The 17,793-nt window shown below is 39.0% G+C and carries 21 protein-coding genes; 10 read left to right on the forward strand and 11 right to left on the reverse strand.

Annotated features, from left to right (window positions below; all coding sequences use genetic code 11):
* Positions 1 to 3: 3 nt before the first annotated feature.
* The 7 genes from waaO to radC form a co-directional block, all read right to left on the reverse strand.
* Positions 4 to 1,017 carry a lipopolysaccharide 3-alpha-galactosyltransferase gene (gene waaO, locus ACTH6U_RS07720; RefSeq protein ID WP_441831948.1) on the reverse strand — a complete coding sequence of 338 codons (1,014 nt, stop codon included), beginning with the start codon at positions 1,015 to 1,017 and terminating at the stop codon, positions 4 to 6.
* A gap of 29 nt (positions 1,018 to 1,046) precedes the next feature.
* Positions 1,047 to 1,844 carry a lipopolysaccharide core heptose(I) kinase RfaP gene (rfaP, locus tag ACTH6U_RS07725; RefSeq protein ID WP_294110109.1) on the reverse strand — a complete coding sequence of 266 codons (798 nt, stop codon included), beginning with the start codon at positions 1,842 to 1,844 and terminating at the stop codon, positions 1,047 to 1,049.
* Complete coding sequence (locus ACTH6U_RS07730) at positions 1,837 to 2,961, reverse strand: glycosyltransferase family 4 protein (RefSeq protein ID WP_441831949.1); 1,125 nt, start codon at positions 2,959 to 2,961, stop codon at positions 1,837 to 1,839. The genes rfaP and ACTH6U_RS07730 overlap by 8 nt, the downstream gene beginning before the upstream one ends.
* Positions 2,962 to 2,976: 15 nt before the next feature.
* The gene (rfaQ, locus tag ACTH6U_RS07735) at positions 2,977 to 4,041 is read right to left on the reverse strand and encodes a lipopolysaccharide core heptosyltransferase RfaQ (protein ID WP_294110105.1); all 1,065 of its coding nucleotides are present in this window, start codon (positions 4,039 to 4,041) and stop codon (positions 2,977 to 2,979) included.
* A gap of 230 nt (positions 4,042 to 4,271) precedes the next feature.
* On the reverse strand, positions 4,272 to 4,439 hold the full coding sequence (gene rpmG, locus ACTH6U_RS07740) for a 50S ribosomal protein L33 (protein WP_004265124.1): 168 nt from the start codon (positions 4,437 to 4,439) through the stop codon (positions 4,272 to 4,274).
* A gap of 11 nt (positions 4,440 to 4,450) precedes the next feature.
* Positions 4,451 to 4,687 (reverse strand): 50S ribosomal protein L28, encoded by a 237-nt coding sequence (rpmB, locus tag ACTH6U_RS07745; RefSeq protein ID WP_294110040.1) that lies wholly within the window; start codon positions 4,685 to 4,687, stop codon positions 4,451 to 4,453.
* A gap of 250 nt (positions 4,688 to 4,937) precedes the next feature.
* On the reverse strand, positions 4,938 to 5,603 hold the full coding sequence (gene radC / locus ACTH6U_RS07750; protein WP_294110038.1) for a RadC family protein: 666 nt from the start codon (positions 5,601 to 5,603) through the stop codon (positions 4,938 to 4,940).
* 188 nt (positions 5,604 to 5,791) lie between these two features.
* On the opposite strand from radC, the gene coaBC reads away from it, so the two are divergent.
* The 3 genes from coaBC (at position 5,792) to slmA (ending at position 8,253) form a co-directional block, all read left to right on the forward strand.
* Positions 5,792 to 6,997 (forward strand): bifunctional phosphopantothenoylcysteine decarboxylase/phosphopantothenate--cysteine ligase CoaBC, encoded by a 1,206-nt coding sequence (coaBC, locus tag ACTH6U_RS07755; protein ID WP_441831950.1) that lies wholly within the window; start codon positions 5,792 to 5,794, stop codon positions 6,995 to 6,997.
* Positions 6,984 to 7,439 carry a dUTP diphosphatase gene (gene dut, locus ACTH6U_RS07760; protein WP_294110032.1) on the forward strand — a complete coding sequence of 152 codons (456 nt, stop codon included), beginning with the start codon at positions 6,984 to 6,986 and terminating at the stop codon, positions 7,437 to 7,439. Before coaBC ends, dut begins: the two co-directional genes overlap by 14 nt.
* Before the next feature lie 214 nt (positions 7,440 to 7,653).
* Complete coding sequence (gene slmA, locus ACTH6U_RS07765) at positions 7,654 to 8,253, forward strand: nucleoid occlusion factor SlmA (RefSeq protein WP_294110030.1); 600 nt, start codon at positions 7,654 to 7,656, stop codon at positions 8,251 to 8,253.
* 79 nt (positions 8,254 to 8,332) lie between these two features.
* On the opposite strand, the gene pyrE is transcribed toward slmA, so the two are convergent.
* Positions 8,333 to 8,974 carry an orotate phosphoribosyltransferase gene (pyrE, locus tag ACTH6U_RS07770; protein ID WP_294110028.1) on the reverse strand — a complete coding sequence of 214 codons (642 nt, stop codon included), beginning with the start codon at positions 8,972 to 8,974 and terminating at the stop codon, positions 8,333 to 8,335.
* A 128-nt stretch (positions 8,975 to 9,102) separates the two neighbouring features.
* Positions 9,103 to 9,816, reverse strand: a complete 714-nt coding sequence (gene rph, locus ACTH6U_RS07775; RefSeq protein ID WP_294110026.1) for a ribonuclease PH — start codon at positions 9,814 to 9,816, stop codon at positions 9,103 to 9,105.
* Positions 9,817 to 9,938: 122 nt separating this feature from the next.
* Between rph and ACTH6U_RS07780 the strand changes: the two genes are divergently transcribed.
* The 7 genes from ACTH6U_RS07780 (at position 9,939) to ACTH6U_RS07810 (ending at position 15,529) form a co-directional block, all read left to right on the forward strand.
* Entirely contained in the window at positions 9,939 to 10,802 is an 864-nt protein-coding gene (locus ACTH6U_RS07780; protein WP_294110024.1) for a YicC/YloC family endoribonuclease, read from the forward strand.
* 186 nt (positions 10,803 to 10,988) lie between these two features.
* Positions 10,989 to 11,210 carry a type II toxin-antitoxin system Phd/YefM family antitoxin gene (locus ACTH6U_RS07785; protein ID WP_336431009.1) on the forward strand — a complete coding sequence of 74 codons (222 nt, stop codon included), beginning with the start codon at positions 10,989 to 10,991 and terminating at the stop codon, positions 11,208 to 11,210.
* A complete protein-coding gene (locus ACTH6U_RS07790; RefSeq protein ID WP_336431008.1) occupies positions 11,207 to 11,590 on the forward strand; it encodes a type II toxin-antitoxin system death-on-curing family toxin in 384 nt (127 codons plus the stop codon). The genes ACTH6U_RS07785 and ACTH6U_RS07790 overlap by 4 nt, the downstream gene beginning before the upstream one ends.
* A 361-nt stretch (positions 11,591 to 11,951) precedes the next feature.
* Positions 11,952 to 13,262 (forward strand): MFS transporter, encoded by a 1,311-nt coding sequence (locus ACTH6U_RS07795; RefSeq protein WP_434720486.1) that lies wholly within the window; start codon positions 11,952 to 11,954, stop codon positions 13,260 to 13,262.
* Positions 13,263 to 13,312: 50 nt separating this feature from the next.
* On the forward strand, positions 13,313 to 13,960 hold the full coding sequence (locus tag ACTH6U_RS07800) for an RraA family protein (RefSeq protein ID WP_434720487.1): 648 nt from the start codon (positions 13,313 to 13,315) through the stop codon (positions 13,958 to 13,960).
* A 9-nt stretch (positions 13,961 to 13,969) separates the two neighbouring features.
* Entirely contained in the window at positions 13,970 to 14,761 is a 792-nt protein-coding gene (locus ACTH6U_RS07805) for a carbon-nitrogen hydrolase family protein (RefSeq protein ID WP_441831951.1), read from the forward strand.
* Between the two features lie 144 nt (positions 14,762 to 14,905).
* Complete coding sequence (locus ACTH6U_RS07810) at positions 14,906 to 15,529, forward strand: GntR family transcriptional regulator (protein WP_294350948.1); 624 nt, start codon at positions 14,906 to 14,908, stop codon at positions 15,527 to 15,529.
* Between the two features lie 81 nt (positions 15,530 to 15,610).
* Here ACTH6U_RS07810 and ACTH6U_RS07815 read toward each other — a convergent pair whose 3' ends face one another.
* Together ACTH6U_RS07815 and ACTH6U_RS07820 are read right to left on the reverse strand one after the other, a co-directional pair.
* Positions 15,611 to 16,867 (reverse strand): nucleoside permease, encoded by a 1,257-nt coding sequence (locus ACTH6U_RS07815; RefSeq protein ID WP_294110014.1) that lies wholly within the window; start codon positions 16,865 to 16,867, stop codon positions 15,611 to 15,613.
* On the reverse strand, positions 16,864 to 17,781 hold the full coding sequence (locus tag ACTH6U_RS07820; RefSeq protein ID WP_336431007.1) for a DMT family transporter: 918 nt from the start codon (positions 17,779 to 17,781) through the stop codon (positions 16,864 to 16,866). The genes ACTH6U_RS07815 and ACTH6U_RS07820 overlap by 4 nt, the downstream gene beginning before the upstream one ends.
* Between the last annotated feature and the right edge of the window lie 12 nt (positions 17,782 to 17,793).

A 17,793-nucleotide genomic window follows, 5' to 3' on the forward strand; every position in this document is an offset into this window, starting at 1 on the left:
CAATTATTTATTCAGTTTAGCTAGAAAATATTGAAAGTGTGTTTTTATGCCTTGGCAATATAGTCCTTGATTAGTTTGATGCTTAGCGCAATACCTTAAATGATTACTACTTTTAGCCTTTAATAAAGGAATGTTTTTCCACGGAGATGCATTTTTAGCATCAATAAAAGGCTGAGATGTCGCATAATTAGCCCATTCATGCCATGGTTTTGTCGGTCCAATATAATGAATAAGAATAGTATTCTCGGTGATTGGATTCTCTTTTTTACCCTTTTGAAGCTCATAATTTAGGCTATATTGCGTATTGTATTTTTGATCAAGATAAATCACTTTCTCAGTCAAAAGCATATTTAAAATATCTTGATCAAGATAAGAAAGCTTTGCTTTCACTTCCTCTTGAGATAATAGCGCCATTGCTTTTGTTGATATATTATCTTTAGCCCAATTGACTAAATTAATAACTAAGAAGCCTGCATTAAAATACCCTGTTGCAATACTTGGGATACTTAACGCATCAGCTCTTTTTTTCCACCATACACTGTCTCTTTCGGGTACAACTGCTGCAATTTCATTTTGACCAAATTTGATATCTAATAGCTCTTTCAGCGACCCTTGACACATGATATCTGCATCCATATAAATCAGACGCTCTAGGTGGTCAGAAAAGTAATCAGCAATAATAAAACGAAAATACGTAGCATATGACCAGTTTTTAGTACTTGGTAATGATTTTAATTGTTCACAGTCAACTACATAAATTTGGATGCTTGTTTTATATTGTAATGCAAGGTCATGAAAAAGCTGAGATTGTTCTTCATCAAAATAATCGGTAAACACATGGAAAGAAAAAGAAATATTCGAATTATTTTTAAGTATTGAAGCAATTGATATACCACAGCCATATAGAAAATTACGATCGATACCGTAAGAAATATGTAAGCTATCACTACTATCAATAATGTCAGATGATGATACATCAATCTGTTTAATTACCGCATTTTGCTTATCAAAAAACATTTCTTTTTTCTCTCTTCTTTCTATTTAATTTATAATGATTTTCTAGCTGTTCGTTCTTCAATCCGCTCGGCTTTACTTTCAGCCTTTGCTATCAACCGCTTTTCTTGAAGTAAAATTTCTTTTAAAGATAAACCAAAATAAATTTTTATAAAACGAAAAATATCCCGTTGGGTTAAACCAATGTTCAATGATGAATAATATAAACCAATTAAGTCTTTATCACGCCAGCGAGTAGGAACTACCGTTCTTAATTGTGCGCGATGTAAGTCAATGACCGATATTTTTAATTCACTTTGATTACCCGTGAAAGGTAAATGAAGTAAAAAATGACAGATATAACAATCACGATGGTTAATACCAGTGGCGTGCATTTTGCGTACCATCTCTGCCACTCGATGAATAATCATCTGCTTAACATTAAACTTAGGCGGCTCCGTTAACCAATTTGCGCAGTAATCTTCTAAACTTATTGTTGGCGTTAAGTCTTCAGTGACAATAAAAGAATGACGCCGTAAAGGATTCAAACCTCTTTGGCCAAATGCTCGGCCATTCATTGTATCAACACCCACTTTAGACAATTGATGAATCGCATTCCATTCTCTATCGGCACCTAAAACAGGCAAGCGAAATGAAATCAAATTCTTAAAAACTTCTTTCAATGAGGTGCCATAATGAATTTTAATAAAATAGCTTCGACCTTCAAGCTCAAAACGTAATGTTCTGCGGCTTTCTAATGCACGAAAAACTTCACCATGCAATTTATCGGCTTCGACAAAAGGGTCTTTATTTTTCCATAATTCACTAAAAGGCGTTTTTAATTCAATCATTTTGGCATCCTAAAATAATATCAGCCGCCTTCTCCGGTAAACTATATAAGTCTTCCGTATCTGCAAAATATTGCGCATTATTCATCCACTGAGTTAGCTGTTGTTTATTTTGCAAACTCTCCGATAACGCTCTATTCAATTTAACTTGCTCAAAAGGCTCTTTAATTACAATACCGCATTGGGCTTGATCAATAAATGACGCGTAACCACACACTTCAGTCACAATAACAGGTAAACCCGCCGTTATCGCTTCCAATAAGACAATTCCAGCAGCTTCTTGATATGCGGGATGCATTAAAATATCTGCTGCTGCCATCAATTGTGCAATATCATCACGCCCACTGAAAAAAGAAACTTGTTCAGCAATACCGAGTGTTTTAGCGAGACGCTGATACTTAGCGGGTTTATCTTGTCCCACGACCATCAATAACGTATTTTTTCTGATATTTTCAGGTAAAGATGCCATCGCCTGAAGCGTTCTATCAACCCCTTTACGTTTAAAATCAGAACCAACTTGCAGTAATAAAAACGCCGATTGGGGAATTTGATTTTTTTCACGGTAAACGCGTTTTGCCCCTGCAATCTGCTTATCATATTTTCTATCCTGTGCAATGCCAGGCGGTAACATATGAAAGCGCTCAGATTCAGTAGAATAATGTTTTTTGAAATGTGTAATTTGATGTGGAGTAAGCATCAATAATTGAGTCGATTTACCTTGCTCAAAAACAGCCTTTTCAAAAGCTATATAATGCTTATAACGTGGTGTTAACTTATAAAAAAAACCTTTTTCATTAGCTACTTTTTCTGCGTAACAAACATCAGCGGCATAATAAATATCTAAACCTGGCATTTTATTAAAACCGACAACTCGGCTAACCGGATGTTGTTTAAGGTGTGTTAGTACCCACTCACAGTATTGGGTATTTCGCCCATGATTGGTGCTTGAAGTCACGGGGACAATAATCACTTCAAGTCCTTCAGGTATTTCACCTTCCCAAGATTGGGTATAGACGCGAATATGATAGCCGCGATTTTGGCAAGCCATCGCAATACGTAAAAAATCACGCTGTAAACCGCCAAAAGGGAAATATTTATACAGACAAAATGCCACTGTCATTTAATACCCCACATATTAATATCTTTTCATCATTGAGCGGATATTCATCGGTAACAATTTTTCTGTCGCTTTAATCACATCAGATGCAGGGATGATAGACAAATATTTTTTACTTCTATCTAGCTCATCTCTTGGTGGCATTGGCTCATAATCACCGGCCCAAAATAGCTCTGCATTATCACTCCATGGACGCCAAAACACATAATTTGTTGCACCAAAGAGACAAACAATCGGTGTTTTTACCGCTGCGGCAATGTGCATTGGGGCAGAATCGACTCCAATAAATAATGCCGCATGAGCAATAAGTGCGCCAAGTTCAGGAAATGAGGTCTTACCCGCTAACTCGGTTATTGGCTTAACTTTGCAGCCAGAGGCAATATTATTGATACATTCAATATCTTCTTTACTCGGGCCAGAAGTGAGCACCACTTGGTAGCCGCGAGATTGTAACGCATCAATCACTTCTGAAAATTTTTCATCATCCCAGCATTTAAACATTTGGCGAGCGGTCGGTTGGATAACAACATAACTACTGTGTACACCTAGTTCTAATAACTTTTGGTCAATATTTTTCCAATCTTGCTCTGTATATGACATCGTTAAATGTGTTTTGAGTTCTTTGATTTCTAACGGTTCAAGCACAGAGAGATTATTCATGACCACATGTTCACCTTCGGGAACACTAAGGTGCGTAAAGCTATTACGCCAATATTGGGTATTTCGATGGTTAAATTGATGAGAAATTTTCATTTCAGCAGGGATGGCTCGCACAAGTAGAGATACCATCCACTGATCGGCTAAATTTACCACTAAATCATATTTATTTTTGCGTAACTTCAGCAGCAATTTGATAAAATTGCATGCTTTATTAATCGCACCACTTTTTCTGCCTGCTATTCCATATAAGGCATTTATCTCGCTATTTTCCGATAAAATGGGGATCGTATCCTGATAAAGCAGAACATCAATTTCGGCATCTGGATATTGGTGCTTTAATGAGCTGATAACGGGCGTCGTCAGCAACATGTCCCCATGAAACCTCATCTTGATAATAAGAATTTTTTTAAACTGTTTTTTCACCAGGCACTCTTAATCAATTTTATAGGTAAAATGAAAAATTACTTAACAATAATGTTATTTGACAATAAATAACATTATTAATTCAATGAATACTTAGTATGTTACTACTTTCAGGATAACGGTTATAGCTTTTAATCACTATCACATTGAGTGCTTATAGCGCTTATTAATAATAATTTAAGAAATAAAAAAACCCAGCCGAGGCTGGGTTTTTTACGCAGAAAGCAAAACTACTTGATTTTTGCTTCTTTGTAGATCACATGCTTACGAACAACTGGATCAAATTTTTTCAATTCCAGTTTTTCCGGCATAGTGCGCTTGTTCTTCGTAGTGGTATAGAAATGACCTGTACCTTCTGAAGAGACTAGCTTAATTTTCTCGCGAATACCTTTAGCCATTTTTTAGCTCCTTAGTACTTCTCACCACGGGCACGCAGTTCAGCAAGAACAGCATCAATACCCTTTTTATCGATAACACGCATACCGTTAGCAGATACACGCAGTGTTACGAAACGTTTCTCAGACTCAATCCAGAAACGGTGAGAGTGCAGGTTTGGCAAAAAACGACGTTTAGTCGCGTTTAATGCGTGTGAACGATTGTTACCGCTCATTGGACGCTTGCCGGTAACTTGGCAGACTCGTGACATGTCTATTCTCCAAAAATCTAATCAGCTCGAGCTTTATGTTCTGGGTATGGCCGCCTCGTCAGGCTTTGGAGCCCATCTCAGCAAACTTTAAGTGACTAAAAAAACCGTCATTACCTAAGTAAAAATTTACTGAGATAGGCTCTTCTCGCCAAACCCGAGATCCTTAAAGGTGCCGTAGTATACGCTTTCAATCGTTTCCACTCAAGCCCAACACAACGAAAGTTGTCATTTTTTAGTCAAAAAAATGAATTTATAGCCATCCTCGCTCAGTAAATGATACGCAACTTTTGTGTCCGACCACAAAATGGTCGAGTAATTTAATCCCCATTATTGAACAAGCACTGTGAATACGCTCAGTAACCTGCCTATCTGCAACACTAGGTTCGGGATTACCTGAAGGATGGTTATGGGCTAAAATAATAGCGCTAGCATTCATTTTAATAGCAAAGCGAATAATTTCACGTGGATGAACTTCAACTCGATTCAAAGTTCCTTTAAACATTTCTTCCTGACAAATAATCTGATGCTGATTATTTAAAAATAGCACCATAAAGACCTCTCGCTCTTGTCCTGCAAACAACTCTAAAAGCCGAGTTTTTAATAATTCAGGTCCCGACATTACATCTTCATGTAGGAATTGTTCAGAAAAAAAACGACGAGCTAACTCACTAACCGCTTGTAATTGCGTAAATTTACATGCCCCCATCCCTTTACATTGCGCCAACTTAGTATAATCCGCTTGTAGTAATAGATATAGCGAACCGAATTCCTTAAGTAAGCGCTCTGCCAATTGCAAAACAGGTTCTCCTTGACTGCCTGTTCTTAGAAAAATAGCGAGTAATTCTGCATTTGATAGCGCAGCAGCACCATACGCCAATATTTTTTCTCGTGGCAACAATGCCAAATGTTCATTCATTACTGCGTCCTTTCATGCCCCACTTTCTTTCTCACTTTTCTACATAGTTAAATGCGTAACAACAATAAAGCAGGCAGGGCTTTGCGTAACACTTCGCAAAAATAACACCATGATGCGAAATCAAGCGCTCTCACCTAATCTGTTGATGTGATAATATGCCAGCCATATTGGTCAATCGGATAAAAACAATGACTCAACTATCAGGTAAACACGTTGTTCTTGGCATTAGTGGTGGTATTGCCGCTTATAAAATTCCTGAATTAACCCGTCGTTTACGGGATGAAGGCGCTCTTGTTCGTGTCGTCATGACATCTGCGGCCAAAGCGTTTATTACCCCTTTAACATTACAAGCAGTTTCAGGATACCCTGTCGCTGATGATTTACTTGATCCCGCGGCAGAAGCTGCAATGGGGCATATTGAATTAGCAAAATGGGCTGATATCATTATTTTAGCACCAGCAACAGCTGACTTACTTGCACGATTAAACGCAGGAATGGCCAATGATTTGCTCACCACGGTTTGTCTTGCCTCAGCCGCGCCTATTGCAATAGTCCCTGCAATGAACCAACAAATGTATCGTGCCGCTGCAACACAAGATAATTTAATCAAACTGAAACAACGGCAGTATAAAATCTGGGGGCCTGATAATGGCAGCCAAGCTTGTGGTGATATTGGTCCCGGCCGCATGATTGACCCATTAGAAATTGTTCGCCTAACTCGTGAACACTTCAATTCCAAAATAGATTTACAAGGCATTAAGCTGATGATTACTGCGGGTCCAACCCGTGAAGACTTAGATCCTGTCCGCTTTATCAGTAATCATAGTTCAGGAAAAATGGGATTTGCTATCGCACAAGCCGCAAGCGAGCGGGGTGCTCAAGTGACATTAATTTCTGGCCCTGTAAATATTGAAACGCCTATTGGTGTTAATCGCATGAATGTTACCAGTGGTTTAGAAATGTATGAAAAAGTACATCAAACCATTGAACAACAAGATATTTTTATCGGTTGTGCCGCAGTAGCAGATTATCGAGCAAAAACTGTCGCCGAAAATAAAATCAAGAAACAAGGTGATGAAGTAACAATTATACTGGTTAAAAACCCAGATATTGTTGCCAGTGTCGGAAAAATGAAGCAAAATCGACCATACGTCGTTGGCTTTGCAGCAGAAACTCAAAATATTGAGGATTATGCACGCCAAAAACGACAACAAAAACAACTAGACTTAATTTGTGCCAATGACGTATCTCTTGCAGATAACGGATTTAATAGTGATAACAACGCATTACATCTATTTGATGCATCAGGTGATGTCAGATTGCCACATTGTAGTAAAATTGAATTAAGCCACTATTTACTTGACGAGATACTCCAACGTTATGAAAAAAATTGATCTGAAAATTCTTGATCCGCGCATCGGTAATGAATTTCCACTACCCACTTATGCAACTACGGGTTCTGCAGGTTTAGATTTACGTGCATGCCTTGACGCATCGATTGATTTGGCTCCTGGCCAAACAGTCCTTATTCCTACTGGCTTAGCTATCCATATCGCTGATGAGCAACTCGCTGCGGTGATATTACCGCGTTCAGGCCTTGGTCATAAACATGGTGTCGTACTCGGTAACTTAGTCGGTTTGATTGACTCTGACTATCAAGGCCCCCTGATGGTATCAGCTTGGAACCGTGGTGATAAAACATTTACCATTGAACCTGGCGAACGTCTGGCTCAAATGGTTTTTGTCCCTGTTGTCCAAGCTGAATTTAATATTGTAGATAGTTTTGATGCAACAGAGCGTGGCGAAGGTGGTTTTGGTCACTCAGGTCGCCAATAAGCCTATTTATCTTTCGTTAAAGTGCGTAATAGTGCCTATCAGAGGGATATATCTTTTGTATAAAAATAATCATTACGCACTTATTAAAGAAAAATAACTTAGATTTAATCAACGTATCTATAATTTTTAATACTCTTTTGCTCTGTATAGCTATTTACTCAGCGCAAAATTTTGGATAGTTTGTTTTGCTGTTTTAGCAGGGGTCTTATCAGACATGGCAGAAAAAGCGATAACAAAAAAGCGTAACAGACGTGAAGAAATTTTACAGGCTCTCGCGTTGATGTTAGAAAGTAGTGATGGTAGCCAGCGTATTACAACCGCAAAACTGGCTGCTACAGTCGGCGTATCCGAAGCCGCACTCTATCGTCATTTTCCTAGCAAAATGAAAATGTTCGATAGCTTGATTGAGTTTATTGAAGACTCATTGGTTTCACGTATTAATCTCATTTTAACTGATGAAAAAGATACTATTATCAGAGTAAAATTAATTTTAGCGTTGGTCTTAGGTTTTTCAGAGAAAAACCCTGGCTTAACGCGTATAATGACAGGCCATGCGCTCATGTTCGAGCAAGATAGGCTCCAAGGACGCATTAATCAATTATTTGAACGTATTGAATCGCAACTGCGACAAGTACTGAAAGAGAAAAAAATACGTGATGGTCATGGTTTTCTGCATGATGAATCACTACTTGCTTCTCAACTATTAGCCTATTGTGAAGGTATGCTTTCGCGCTTTGTACGATCTGAATTTCGTTACCGACCAACCGTCGAATTCGAAGCTCGCTGGCCTTTAATTTTAGCTCAGCTACAATAATCAATTATTCCAGCAAACGATTATTTATACTACTCACCCCGCCCGTTATTGGGCGAGGGCTTTTTTTATCTGCTTTTAACTAGATCCCATATTGTTCACGATATGCTTTCATTGCAGCTAAGTGTTCATGCATATCATCTTGTTCAGTAAGATAAGTAATTAAATCACTCATAGTAATAATCGAATAAACCTTACAGCCATAGTCACGTTCTATTTCTTGTACCGCTGAAATTTCACCTTTACCTTTCTCTTGACGATCTAAAGACAAAAGTACGCCACTCAATATGGCTTTTTGCTGTTTAATGATTTCCATTGATTCACGAATAGCCGTACCTGCCGTAATAACATCATCAACGACCACAACGCGACCTTGTAAAGGACTGCCAACCAAAACGCCACCTTCCCCATGATCTTTTGCTTCTTTACGGTTAAAGCAATATGGCATATCGATATCATGATGCTCAGCTAATGCAACCGCCATTGTCGTTGCGATTGGGATGCCTTTATAAGCAGGGCCAAAGATAACATCGCACTCAATCGTACTTTCTTGTAGTGCCTGCGCGTAGAAACGACCGATAAGAGCCAGGTCACGCCCCGTATTAAATAGCCCCGCATTAAAAAAGTATGGGCTTTTACGGCCTGATTTCAGTGTGAACTCACCAAATTTAAGTACCTGTTTTTTCATGGCTAGTTCAATAAAATCGCGCTGATAGGCTTTCATTAGTCATTCTCCTCATTGATTAATATTTATATAATTTCAGAATATATAATTCATATTCAGTTATTCATGTTCAACAAACCGTTAGACATAAAAAAGGCGACTAATCAGTCGCCTATTCAATAATACGTTTATTTCAGCGCTTCTCGCTGAGCTTCGAAAATGGTGTCTAGCCCCGTTTTCGCCAGAGCAAGTAAAGCAAGCAACTCTTCATGACTGAAAGGCTCGCCTTCTGCTGTGCCTTGAACTTCAATCATACGTCCATCGTCCATCATCACCACATTCATATCGGTTTCAGCGGCTGAATCTTCAACATATTCAAGGTCACACAAAGCTTCTTGCTTAACAATTCCCACAGAAACTGCGGCAACCATTGATTTTAATGGGCTTTTCTTTAATTTCCCTTGCTCAACCATATTATTCAGCGCATCAACCAATGCAACGCAAGCACCAGAAATTGCAGCAGTACGCGTACCACCATCTGCCTGAATAACATCACAGTCTAATGTAATGGTATATTCACCCAGTTTTTTCAGATCAACGGCAGCACGCAATGAGCGAGCAATCAGTCGTTGAATCTCCATTGTACGGCCAGTTTGTTTTCCACGAGCGGCTTCACGTTGATTACGCGAGTTAGTTGCACGAGGCAACATACCATATTCTGCGGTAACCCAACCTTGGCCTTGCCCTTTTAGAAAACGTGGAACGCCTTCTTCCACTGTTGCATTACATAACACCTTGGTGTCGCCAAACTCAATAAGAACAGAGCCTTCCGCATGCTTTGTATAGTTACGCGTAATTTTTATCGGACGCATTTGGTCTGCTAATCTATCTGATGGGCGCATGGTGTTATCTCCATTATCAACTCAAATTGGAACGCATTATACGTCGTTAAATAGATAATGCCTATCCTGTCATTCTCCATAGCGCTATAATATCTTCATCTTGATGATGATAGGAACGAATTATGATCCGTAGTATGACTGCTTTTGCCCGTCGTGATATCAAGGGTGAATGGGGGAATGCGGCTTGGGAGCTGCGTTCCGTAAACCAACGTTATTTAGAAACGTATATCCGTTTACCTGAACAATTTAGAAGCCTTGAACCCGTGATCCGTGAGCGTCTTCGTTCACGTCTGACGCGTGGAAAAGTAGAATGTAACTTACGTATTGAGTTAGATGATGCTAATCGTGGTGAGTTAATCCTTAATGAAAAACTCGCTCGTCAGCTGATTACCGCTGCCAATTGGGTCAAAAATTACAGCCACGAAGGGGAAATCAATCCTCTGGAAATTTTGCGTTGGCCGGGTGTAATGTCTGCTGGTGAGCAAGATTTAGATACGATTAGTGAGCAACTCATGGCAGGACTTGATGAAGCTATCAATGCCTTTATCCAAAGTCGCGAATCTGAAGGTGCTTCATTACAGACATTAATTGAACAGCGCCTCGATGGTGTATTAGTTGAAGTTGCAAAAGTACGTCAGCACATGCCTGAAATTTTAAAATGGCAACGTGAACGTTTGCAGTCTAAATTAGAAGAGGCTGACATCCAAGTTGATAATAACCGCCTTGAACAAGAGCTAATTTTACTGGCTCAGCGTGTCGATGTGGCTGAAGAATTGGACAGATTAGAATCTCACGTTAAAGAAACGCGCAATATTCTTAAGAAGAAAGAGGCTAATGGCCGCCGTCTTGATTTTATGATGCAAGAATTTAACCGTGAATCAAATACCTTAGCCTCTAAATCGATTAATAGTGAAGTCACTAACTCTGCCGTTGAGTTAAAAGTATTGATTGAACAAATGCGAGAACAAATTCAGAACATCGAATAACCTTTCTCAGCATTTTAGAGTAGCTCATTAAGCCAGCCGATACGTTGTATTAGCTGGCTTTTTTACTTTTAGTGAATAATCAAAAGTGCAAATTTGAATATTCCTCTAAAAATAAACTCTATCTCTATATTTGAAAGAATCACCTATTAAATGTACAATAGAAATGTACATTTAAGGAGGCATATTATGCGTACATATACTTCAACTCAAGCTCGTGCCAATATTTCTGAAGTGCTAGATGCAGCAGTCCATGGCGAGCCCATTGAAATTACTCGTAGAGATGGTAGTTCAGCAATAGTTATCAGTAAAACTGAATTCGAGGCGTATCAAAACGCTAAACTAGATGCAGAGTTTGATACCATAATGCAACGTCATGGACACACTGTAGAGGCGCTAACGAATCGATGATATGGATTAGTGCACAAGAAGTTATTGCTTTCCATGACCGCATATTACAACGTTTTCCCGGCGTTAGCGGTATGTCAGATGTCGGCAGAGCTGAAGCACTAATTTATCGAGTACAAAATCGTACTCACTATGAAAATATCACAGATATTATTGAATTAGCAGCAACCTATTGGGTTGCCATTGCCCGTGGTCATATTTTTCATGACGGCAATAAACGTACTGCATTTTTTGTGACAATGACTTTTCTTTATCGCAATGGTATTAAAATCCGCGATAATGACTGTACACTTGAAAATCTAACCGTAGAAGCGGCAACAGGCGAAAAAACTGTTGATCAATTAGCACAGTGCCTACGTGAATTAATTGATAAAAATAGCTGACCTACAATACAAACTAGTCACACCATGCTTAGAATACCTTCGCGATCACTCAGGTTGATGACGAAACCCAACGATATCATTTTAGCTATAAAGCAAAATTCATTTTCAATCAAACCAACCTTTTCATAATCCATTGTTTATTAAGCAATAAATAAAGCTAGCCTTCGTTATATCTCAAAGTTTGATGTTGTTCATAAAATCATCAGATATTTTGAGTCAAATCACAAATAGCAAAACATATCTTTGACATGGCAATAACTCGTCATTAACATCCATCTTGTATACAAGTTGAATTCAATATAAATACAATAAAATATAACTCAGTTTATTACCTCTACAGACCAATAAAAAAGGTAAGGCTATGTCAAATAAAGACTCTATTACAGCTCCAGTGGCGAAAAATCCACCGGGACGTTTACGTTGGGGATTAGCGGCAATATTTTTTGCTATCGGCTTAGTTGCTTATATGGATCGCGCCAATATTTCTATTGTGGCGGAGTCTATGATGACCGATTTAGGGATGAGTAAGGTCCAATTTGGTTTTCTTGGTGCACTATTTTCTCTTGGTTATGCTCTCGCACAAATTCCAAGTGGCATACTTGCAGAACGTTTTGGTAGTCGCCTAATTGCTACAATCAGTCTGTATGTTTGGTCTGCTTTCACGATCCTAACAGTAGTCGCACCAACTTATGTTTGGCTGTGTATTGTGCGTTTCTTATTTGGTGTCGGTGAAGCGCCGTTATATCCCTCTAATGCGGTATTCAATACTTGGTGGTTTCGTCAAAATGAAAAAGCACGCGCAGCAAGCTTCTTGCTCGCAGGTTCCTATTTTGGCCCCGTTATTGCGCCAACACTAACAGTATTCATTATGATTTCATTCGGTTGGCACGCCGTATTTTGGATTTTTGGCGTTGTCGGCATCGTCATGGGTGCAATTTGGTATTTCTTTGCACGCAATCGGCCTGAAGAACATCCCAATATTACCCCAGAAGAAATTGAGTTTATCAAAGATGGACGGAGCATTGGCGAACAAGGCGCTGAAAATGTAAAAGCCCCTTGGCGACTCTTTATGAAGGAACGCTCTTTTTGGGCAGTCGGTTTCCAATATTTCTTTGTTGCCTACATGACCACTCTTTTCATGATTTGGTTACCCACCTATCTGCAAGAAGCACGTGGTTTCTCACTCACCCAAATGGGTGTTGCAGCCAGTTTTCCTTGGCTCGCTATCTGTATTGCTGTACTTAGCGCCGGTTCAATTTCAGATTGGCTCTTAAATAAAGGTTATTCTCAACTCGTCGCTCGCGGCTATATCGCCATCTTCGGTTTCATCTTATTTATTATTGGTATCTGTGGGGCAGCCCAAACAGAAAGTGCGGTTACAAGTGTAGCGTGGCTAACTTTAGCACTTGGTTCTTTAGGGCTTCCGGTTGTGACCTCATGGGCAATTGCCGCAGATAAAGGCCGTCAATTTGCAGGTTCAGTCAGTGGTTGGATGAATTTATGGGGAAATCTTGGAGGGGTTATCTCGCCAATCCTTTGCGGTTGGTTAGCTCAACATTTTGGATGGACTGTAGCATTACTTTTTAATGTTATTCCAATCAGTTTAGCCATCATCTGCTGGTTTTTTATTCAACCGGATAAACCATTAATCAGTGCAACTAATAATAGCTAGTTATCACTCATATCCATAATTTTAAAAACGATTAACTAAAAGGTGCCTTTATGTTTACTCTCAATCCTCGCATTGCTCATTTTACTCAAGAAACTATTGAAAGCTGCCGTCATGTTTGTCCTTCAACCATCGGCCATATGACCGATTTTGGTTTTATTAAAACATTACGTCCACAAATTGAAAAATGCCAATTTATTGGCCATGCCGTCACCGTTCGTATTCCGCACATGGATTCTAGTGCAGTACATAAAGTATTTGATATTGTGCAAGAAGGTGATGTTATTTGTATTGATATGTCAGGCGATTTCGATAGAGCTTGCTGGGGAGAAATGGTTTCCTATATGGCACGAGAGAAAAAAATTGCAGGTGCAATTATTGATGGCTGCGTTACCGATATCAAAGCATTACGTGAAATTGGCATACCTATTTTCGCGCGTAAAGTTAGCCCACTTACCACTCGTATTTTAGGTATAGAGGGAGCCATCAACGTACCAATTAGCGTTGATGGCGTCACAATTTATCCTGGCAATCTCATTATTGCAGATGGTGACGGCGTGCTAGTTGCAGATGAAGCCTTCATTAAAGAATACAGCCAACGAGCACTTAACGCGCAACATGCTGAAATTGATGTTAAAAAGCGTATAGATGCAGGGGAAACCTTGGCAGCTATCTCTGGCGCAGCAAAATTCTTTGAATAAGGAGCTCCCATGAAAATCGCAATTGCTCAACTTGCTAGCAGTCCTAATAAACAACAAAATTTAAACAAAGCCTGTGAAGCCATACAAAAAGCCGCGCAAGGTGGCGCAGATATGGTGTTATTACCTGAAATGTTTATGGCTTTTGTTCCGCCTGATACAGGTATTTCTTATGCTGATATTGCCGAGCCAATCAATGGGCCTTTTGTTTCCCAACTCGCAAAAACCGCAAAGGAAAATGGTATCTATGTCACTTGTGGTATTTATGAAAGTGCACTGAATGAGCCTAAACGCGCATTTAATACGACAATTATGTTAAACCGACAAGGCGAGTTGGTTTATCACTATCAAAAAACGCATCTCTACGACGCATTTTCTTATCAAGAATCACTCAATATTATTCAAAGTAATAATAAACTTGAACCCGTAGAAACTGAATTTGGCAAAATAGGTATCTTAGTTTGCTACGAATTACGTTTCCCTGAAGTTGCTCGAAAACTCGCATTAGCGGGTGCAGATTTACTACTCGTACCAACAGCATGGGTCAGTGGCCCATTAAAAGAAGAGCACTACCAAGGGTTGGTTAAAATAAGAGCGTTGGAAAATACAATACCAGTATGTGCCTGCGACCAAACAGGTAATATCTTTATTGGCCGTAGCCTCATTTGTGATGCGATGGGCGTCACGATTGCCTCCGCAGGTTATGATGAAACTGTCTTTTTTGCAGAGATATCAACACAACATACCGCAGAAACTCGTCAAAAATTACCTTGTATACAAAATAGACGCCCTGAATTGTACTAATTTACTGCCAAAATCAGCATGGATGCTGATTTTTCATATTAACAACATCATCATAACCAATAGATATAAAGTTGGTGTATAGCTTGTATACCAGTAGGTTCCTTTCTATACTCACTAAAAACCCTACTTCTGTATGATATTCACATGAAAGATAAACCATTAAGCCAACAAGCTTACACCGCGATTAAAACAAAAATCCTCACCAAACAATTTGGTGAAGAAAGTTATACCTCAGAGAATAGTTTAGTTGATGAACTCGGTATGAGTCGCACACCGATACGTGAGGCACTTTACCAATTACAAAATGAAGGTTTAGTCAAAATAATTCCACGCAAGGGAGTTTTCATCCAAAAGCTCTCTTTAAAGGAAACTCGAGATAACTATGACTTGAGATTAGCCATTGAATCTCATGCCATTAAACTAGTGAGAGATTATTTAACCACAGAGCATTTTGTTATTTTAGAGAAAATAGTAGAACGCCAATATAGCTTGCTAGAAAACAATGATTATTATGAATGGATTAAAGAAGATGAACGCTTTCACCGTTTCTTTCTCGAATTACTCGATAACACGGTGTTTTTAGATTTAGCTGATAACATTCGCCAACGTGTCTATTTCCAACCAGACCCTATTTACCGTAATGAATATTATGCGGAATCAACCAAGCAGCACAGCCAGCTAATTGAACAATTGAAAACGAAGCAATATAGTCAGGCTGAAGAAACCTTAACTGAACATATTTTACGTGGAAAACGTAATTTTGTTTAATCGTGGTTTGCAAAAAAAAAGAGAAAACCTTTATATCAGTTTTCTCTCTTAATTTAGCTTTAATTTAACGTTGCTTTCGTTTTAACTCGCTTTCACTTTTTTCAAAGCCGCGTTTTTATCGTGGTGATAATGGAAAGTGAATTGGAAAATAATGGCTAAGATAACGGTATATGATGCAAAGACTAACCAAATCATTTGCCAATCTTTAATACCATCAAATGTAAAGTAATCGACAACTTGTCCACTGAGTATGGCACCAAAATAAGCACCAACCCCATTAACCATCGTCATAAATAAGCCTTGAGCACTGGCCCGCATTCTTGTATCCACTTCTTTTTCAATGAAAATTGAACCTGAGATATTAAAGAAGTCAAACGCACAACCATACACAATCATTGACATGATTAAGAACATCAAACCAATTGCTGAAGGGTCACCGAAGGCAAAGAAACCAAATCTTAATGTCCATGCGAACATACTCAATAGCATGACAGTCTTAATACCGTAGCGCTTTAACACAAATGGAATTGCAAGAATAAAGCACACTTCTGCCATTTGAGAAATCGATAATAGAATCGATGGATATTGCACAATAAAACTATCTTGGTACAAAGGATTAAGGCCAAAATCATGAATGAACGGATTACCAAAGGTATTAGTAATTTGTAGCACCGCGCCAAGTAGCATCGCGAATAAAAAGAAAACTGCCATGATAGGTTTTTTAAATAATACCAGTGCATCCAACCCTAGCTTGCTCATCCAACTCGTTGAAATCGCGGTTTTATTCACAGGGATTTTCGGTAATGTTACCGAATATGCAGCCAATACGAGAGAACAACCCGCCGCAATATAAAGCTGCATACTGCTTAGCTCAAATTTCAGTAAGCTAATACTCCACATCGCAATGATAAAACCCACAGTACCAAACACACGAATCGATGGGAAATTAACAACTGAATCAAGCTGATATTGGCTCAATGATGAATAACTAATTGAGTTAGATAATGCAATCGTAGGCATAAATGCCATCGCATTAATTAACATAATCCAAAACATAGTTGTCGAGTCAGTCACTGTCGTTGCATAAAACAATGAAGCCGCGCCAATTAAATGACAAATCATGTATAAACGATTTGCTGGGATATACTTATCTGCAATAATACCGATAATTCCCGGCATTAAAATGGCTGCAATACCTTTCGAACTATATACCATCCCTACTTCAGCACCTGAAAAACTTAGTGTTTTGATCATGTAGGAACCGAGTGTAACTAACCAACTTCCCCAGACAAAATATTGCAGAAAAAGCATTACTTTTAAGCGAGATTTTATATTCATACTAAGCTCCGTTTGGAGTTATATTTATTTGTTTTTATCTTCAACTCAGCAATAGCGACACCCATTAGAATAACGACAACGCCAACTAACTGAATGAATTCGAGAGGTAAATGTAATACGGTAACTGAAAGTAATATGGTTACAGGAAGCTGCATGGAGCTGACGATAGTTGCCAAACTTGTTCCGATCAGCGGAGTGCCTTTTGCAAACATCCACATTCCAAAGAAAGAACCAAAAAAAGCCAGCGGTAACCCATAAGATAAAAAGAGCGATTGAAACGTTGATAAATCGAGTAAAAATGTAGGAGGAACTACAATAGAGGTTAAAATTGCTCCACCGGTCACCATAATCGCAGAGCGCATCATTGGATCAGTTTTTACCGCCAATGCACCACTCACATAAACACGTATCGCGTTCGATAATGCGGCGCACAGCCCTAAAGCGACTCCGCTCCAATGAAACGAGATACTGCCATTATTCAATAACCCTGTCGCCAACACCGTCCCCACTAAAATTACGAAAACAGAAATTAGTGTCATAACTGGCGGCATACGTCGAGTAACAACAGCATTAATCGCCACTCCCATCCACGTAAATTGCAAAAATAAAACAACACCTAGTGCAGGGGATAAATGCTGTAATGAGGCATAATACAATAACCCCGTCAGACCGGTTGTTGTTCCTGTTAATAACATCATTAACGTCTGCTTACGTGACGGCCAGGCTAAGCGTTTCTTTCTCATGGCCGCGCCAAGAACCACAAACAGCCACAATAAAAAAGCACCTAAGACTGTTTGACTGCCGATGACGTCACTTAAAGAAAAACCAGCTCGATATGCTAAAACAACAAGCGTAGAAAGAATGCCATAGCTGCAAGCCCCTAAAGAAACTAAAATCAGACCTTTAAATTTCATTTCAATAATTAC

Source organism: Providencia sp., from assembly GCF_052096715.1.
Taxonomy (GTDB): domain Bacteria; phylum Pseudomonadota; class Gammaproteobacteria; order Enterobacterales; family Enterobacteriaceae; genus Providencia.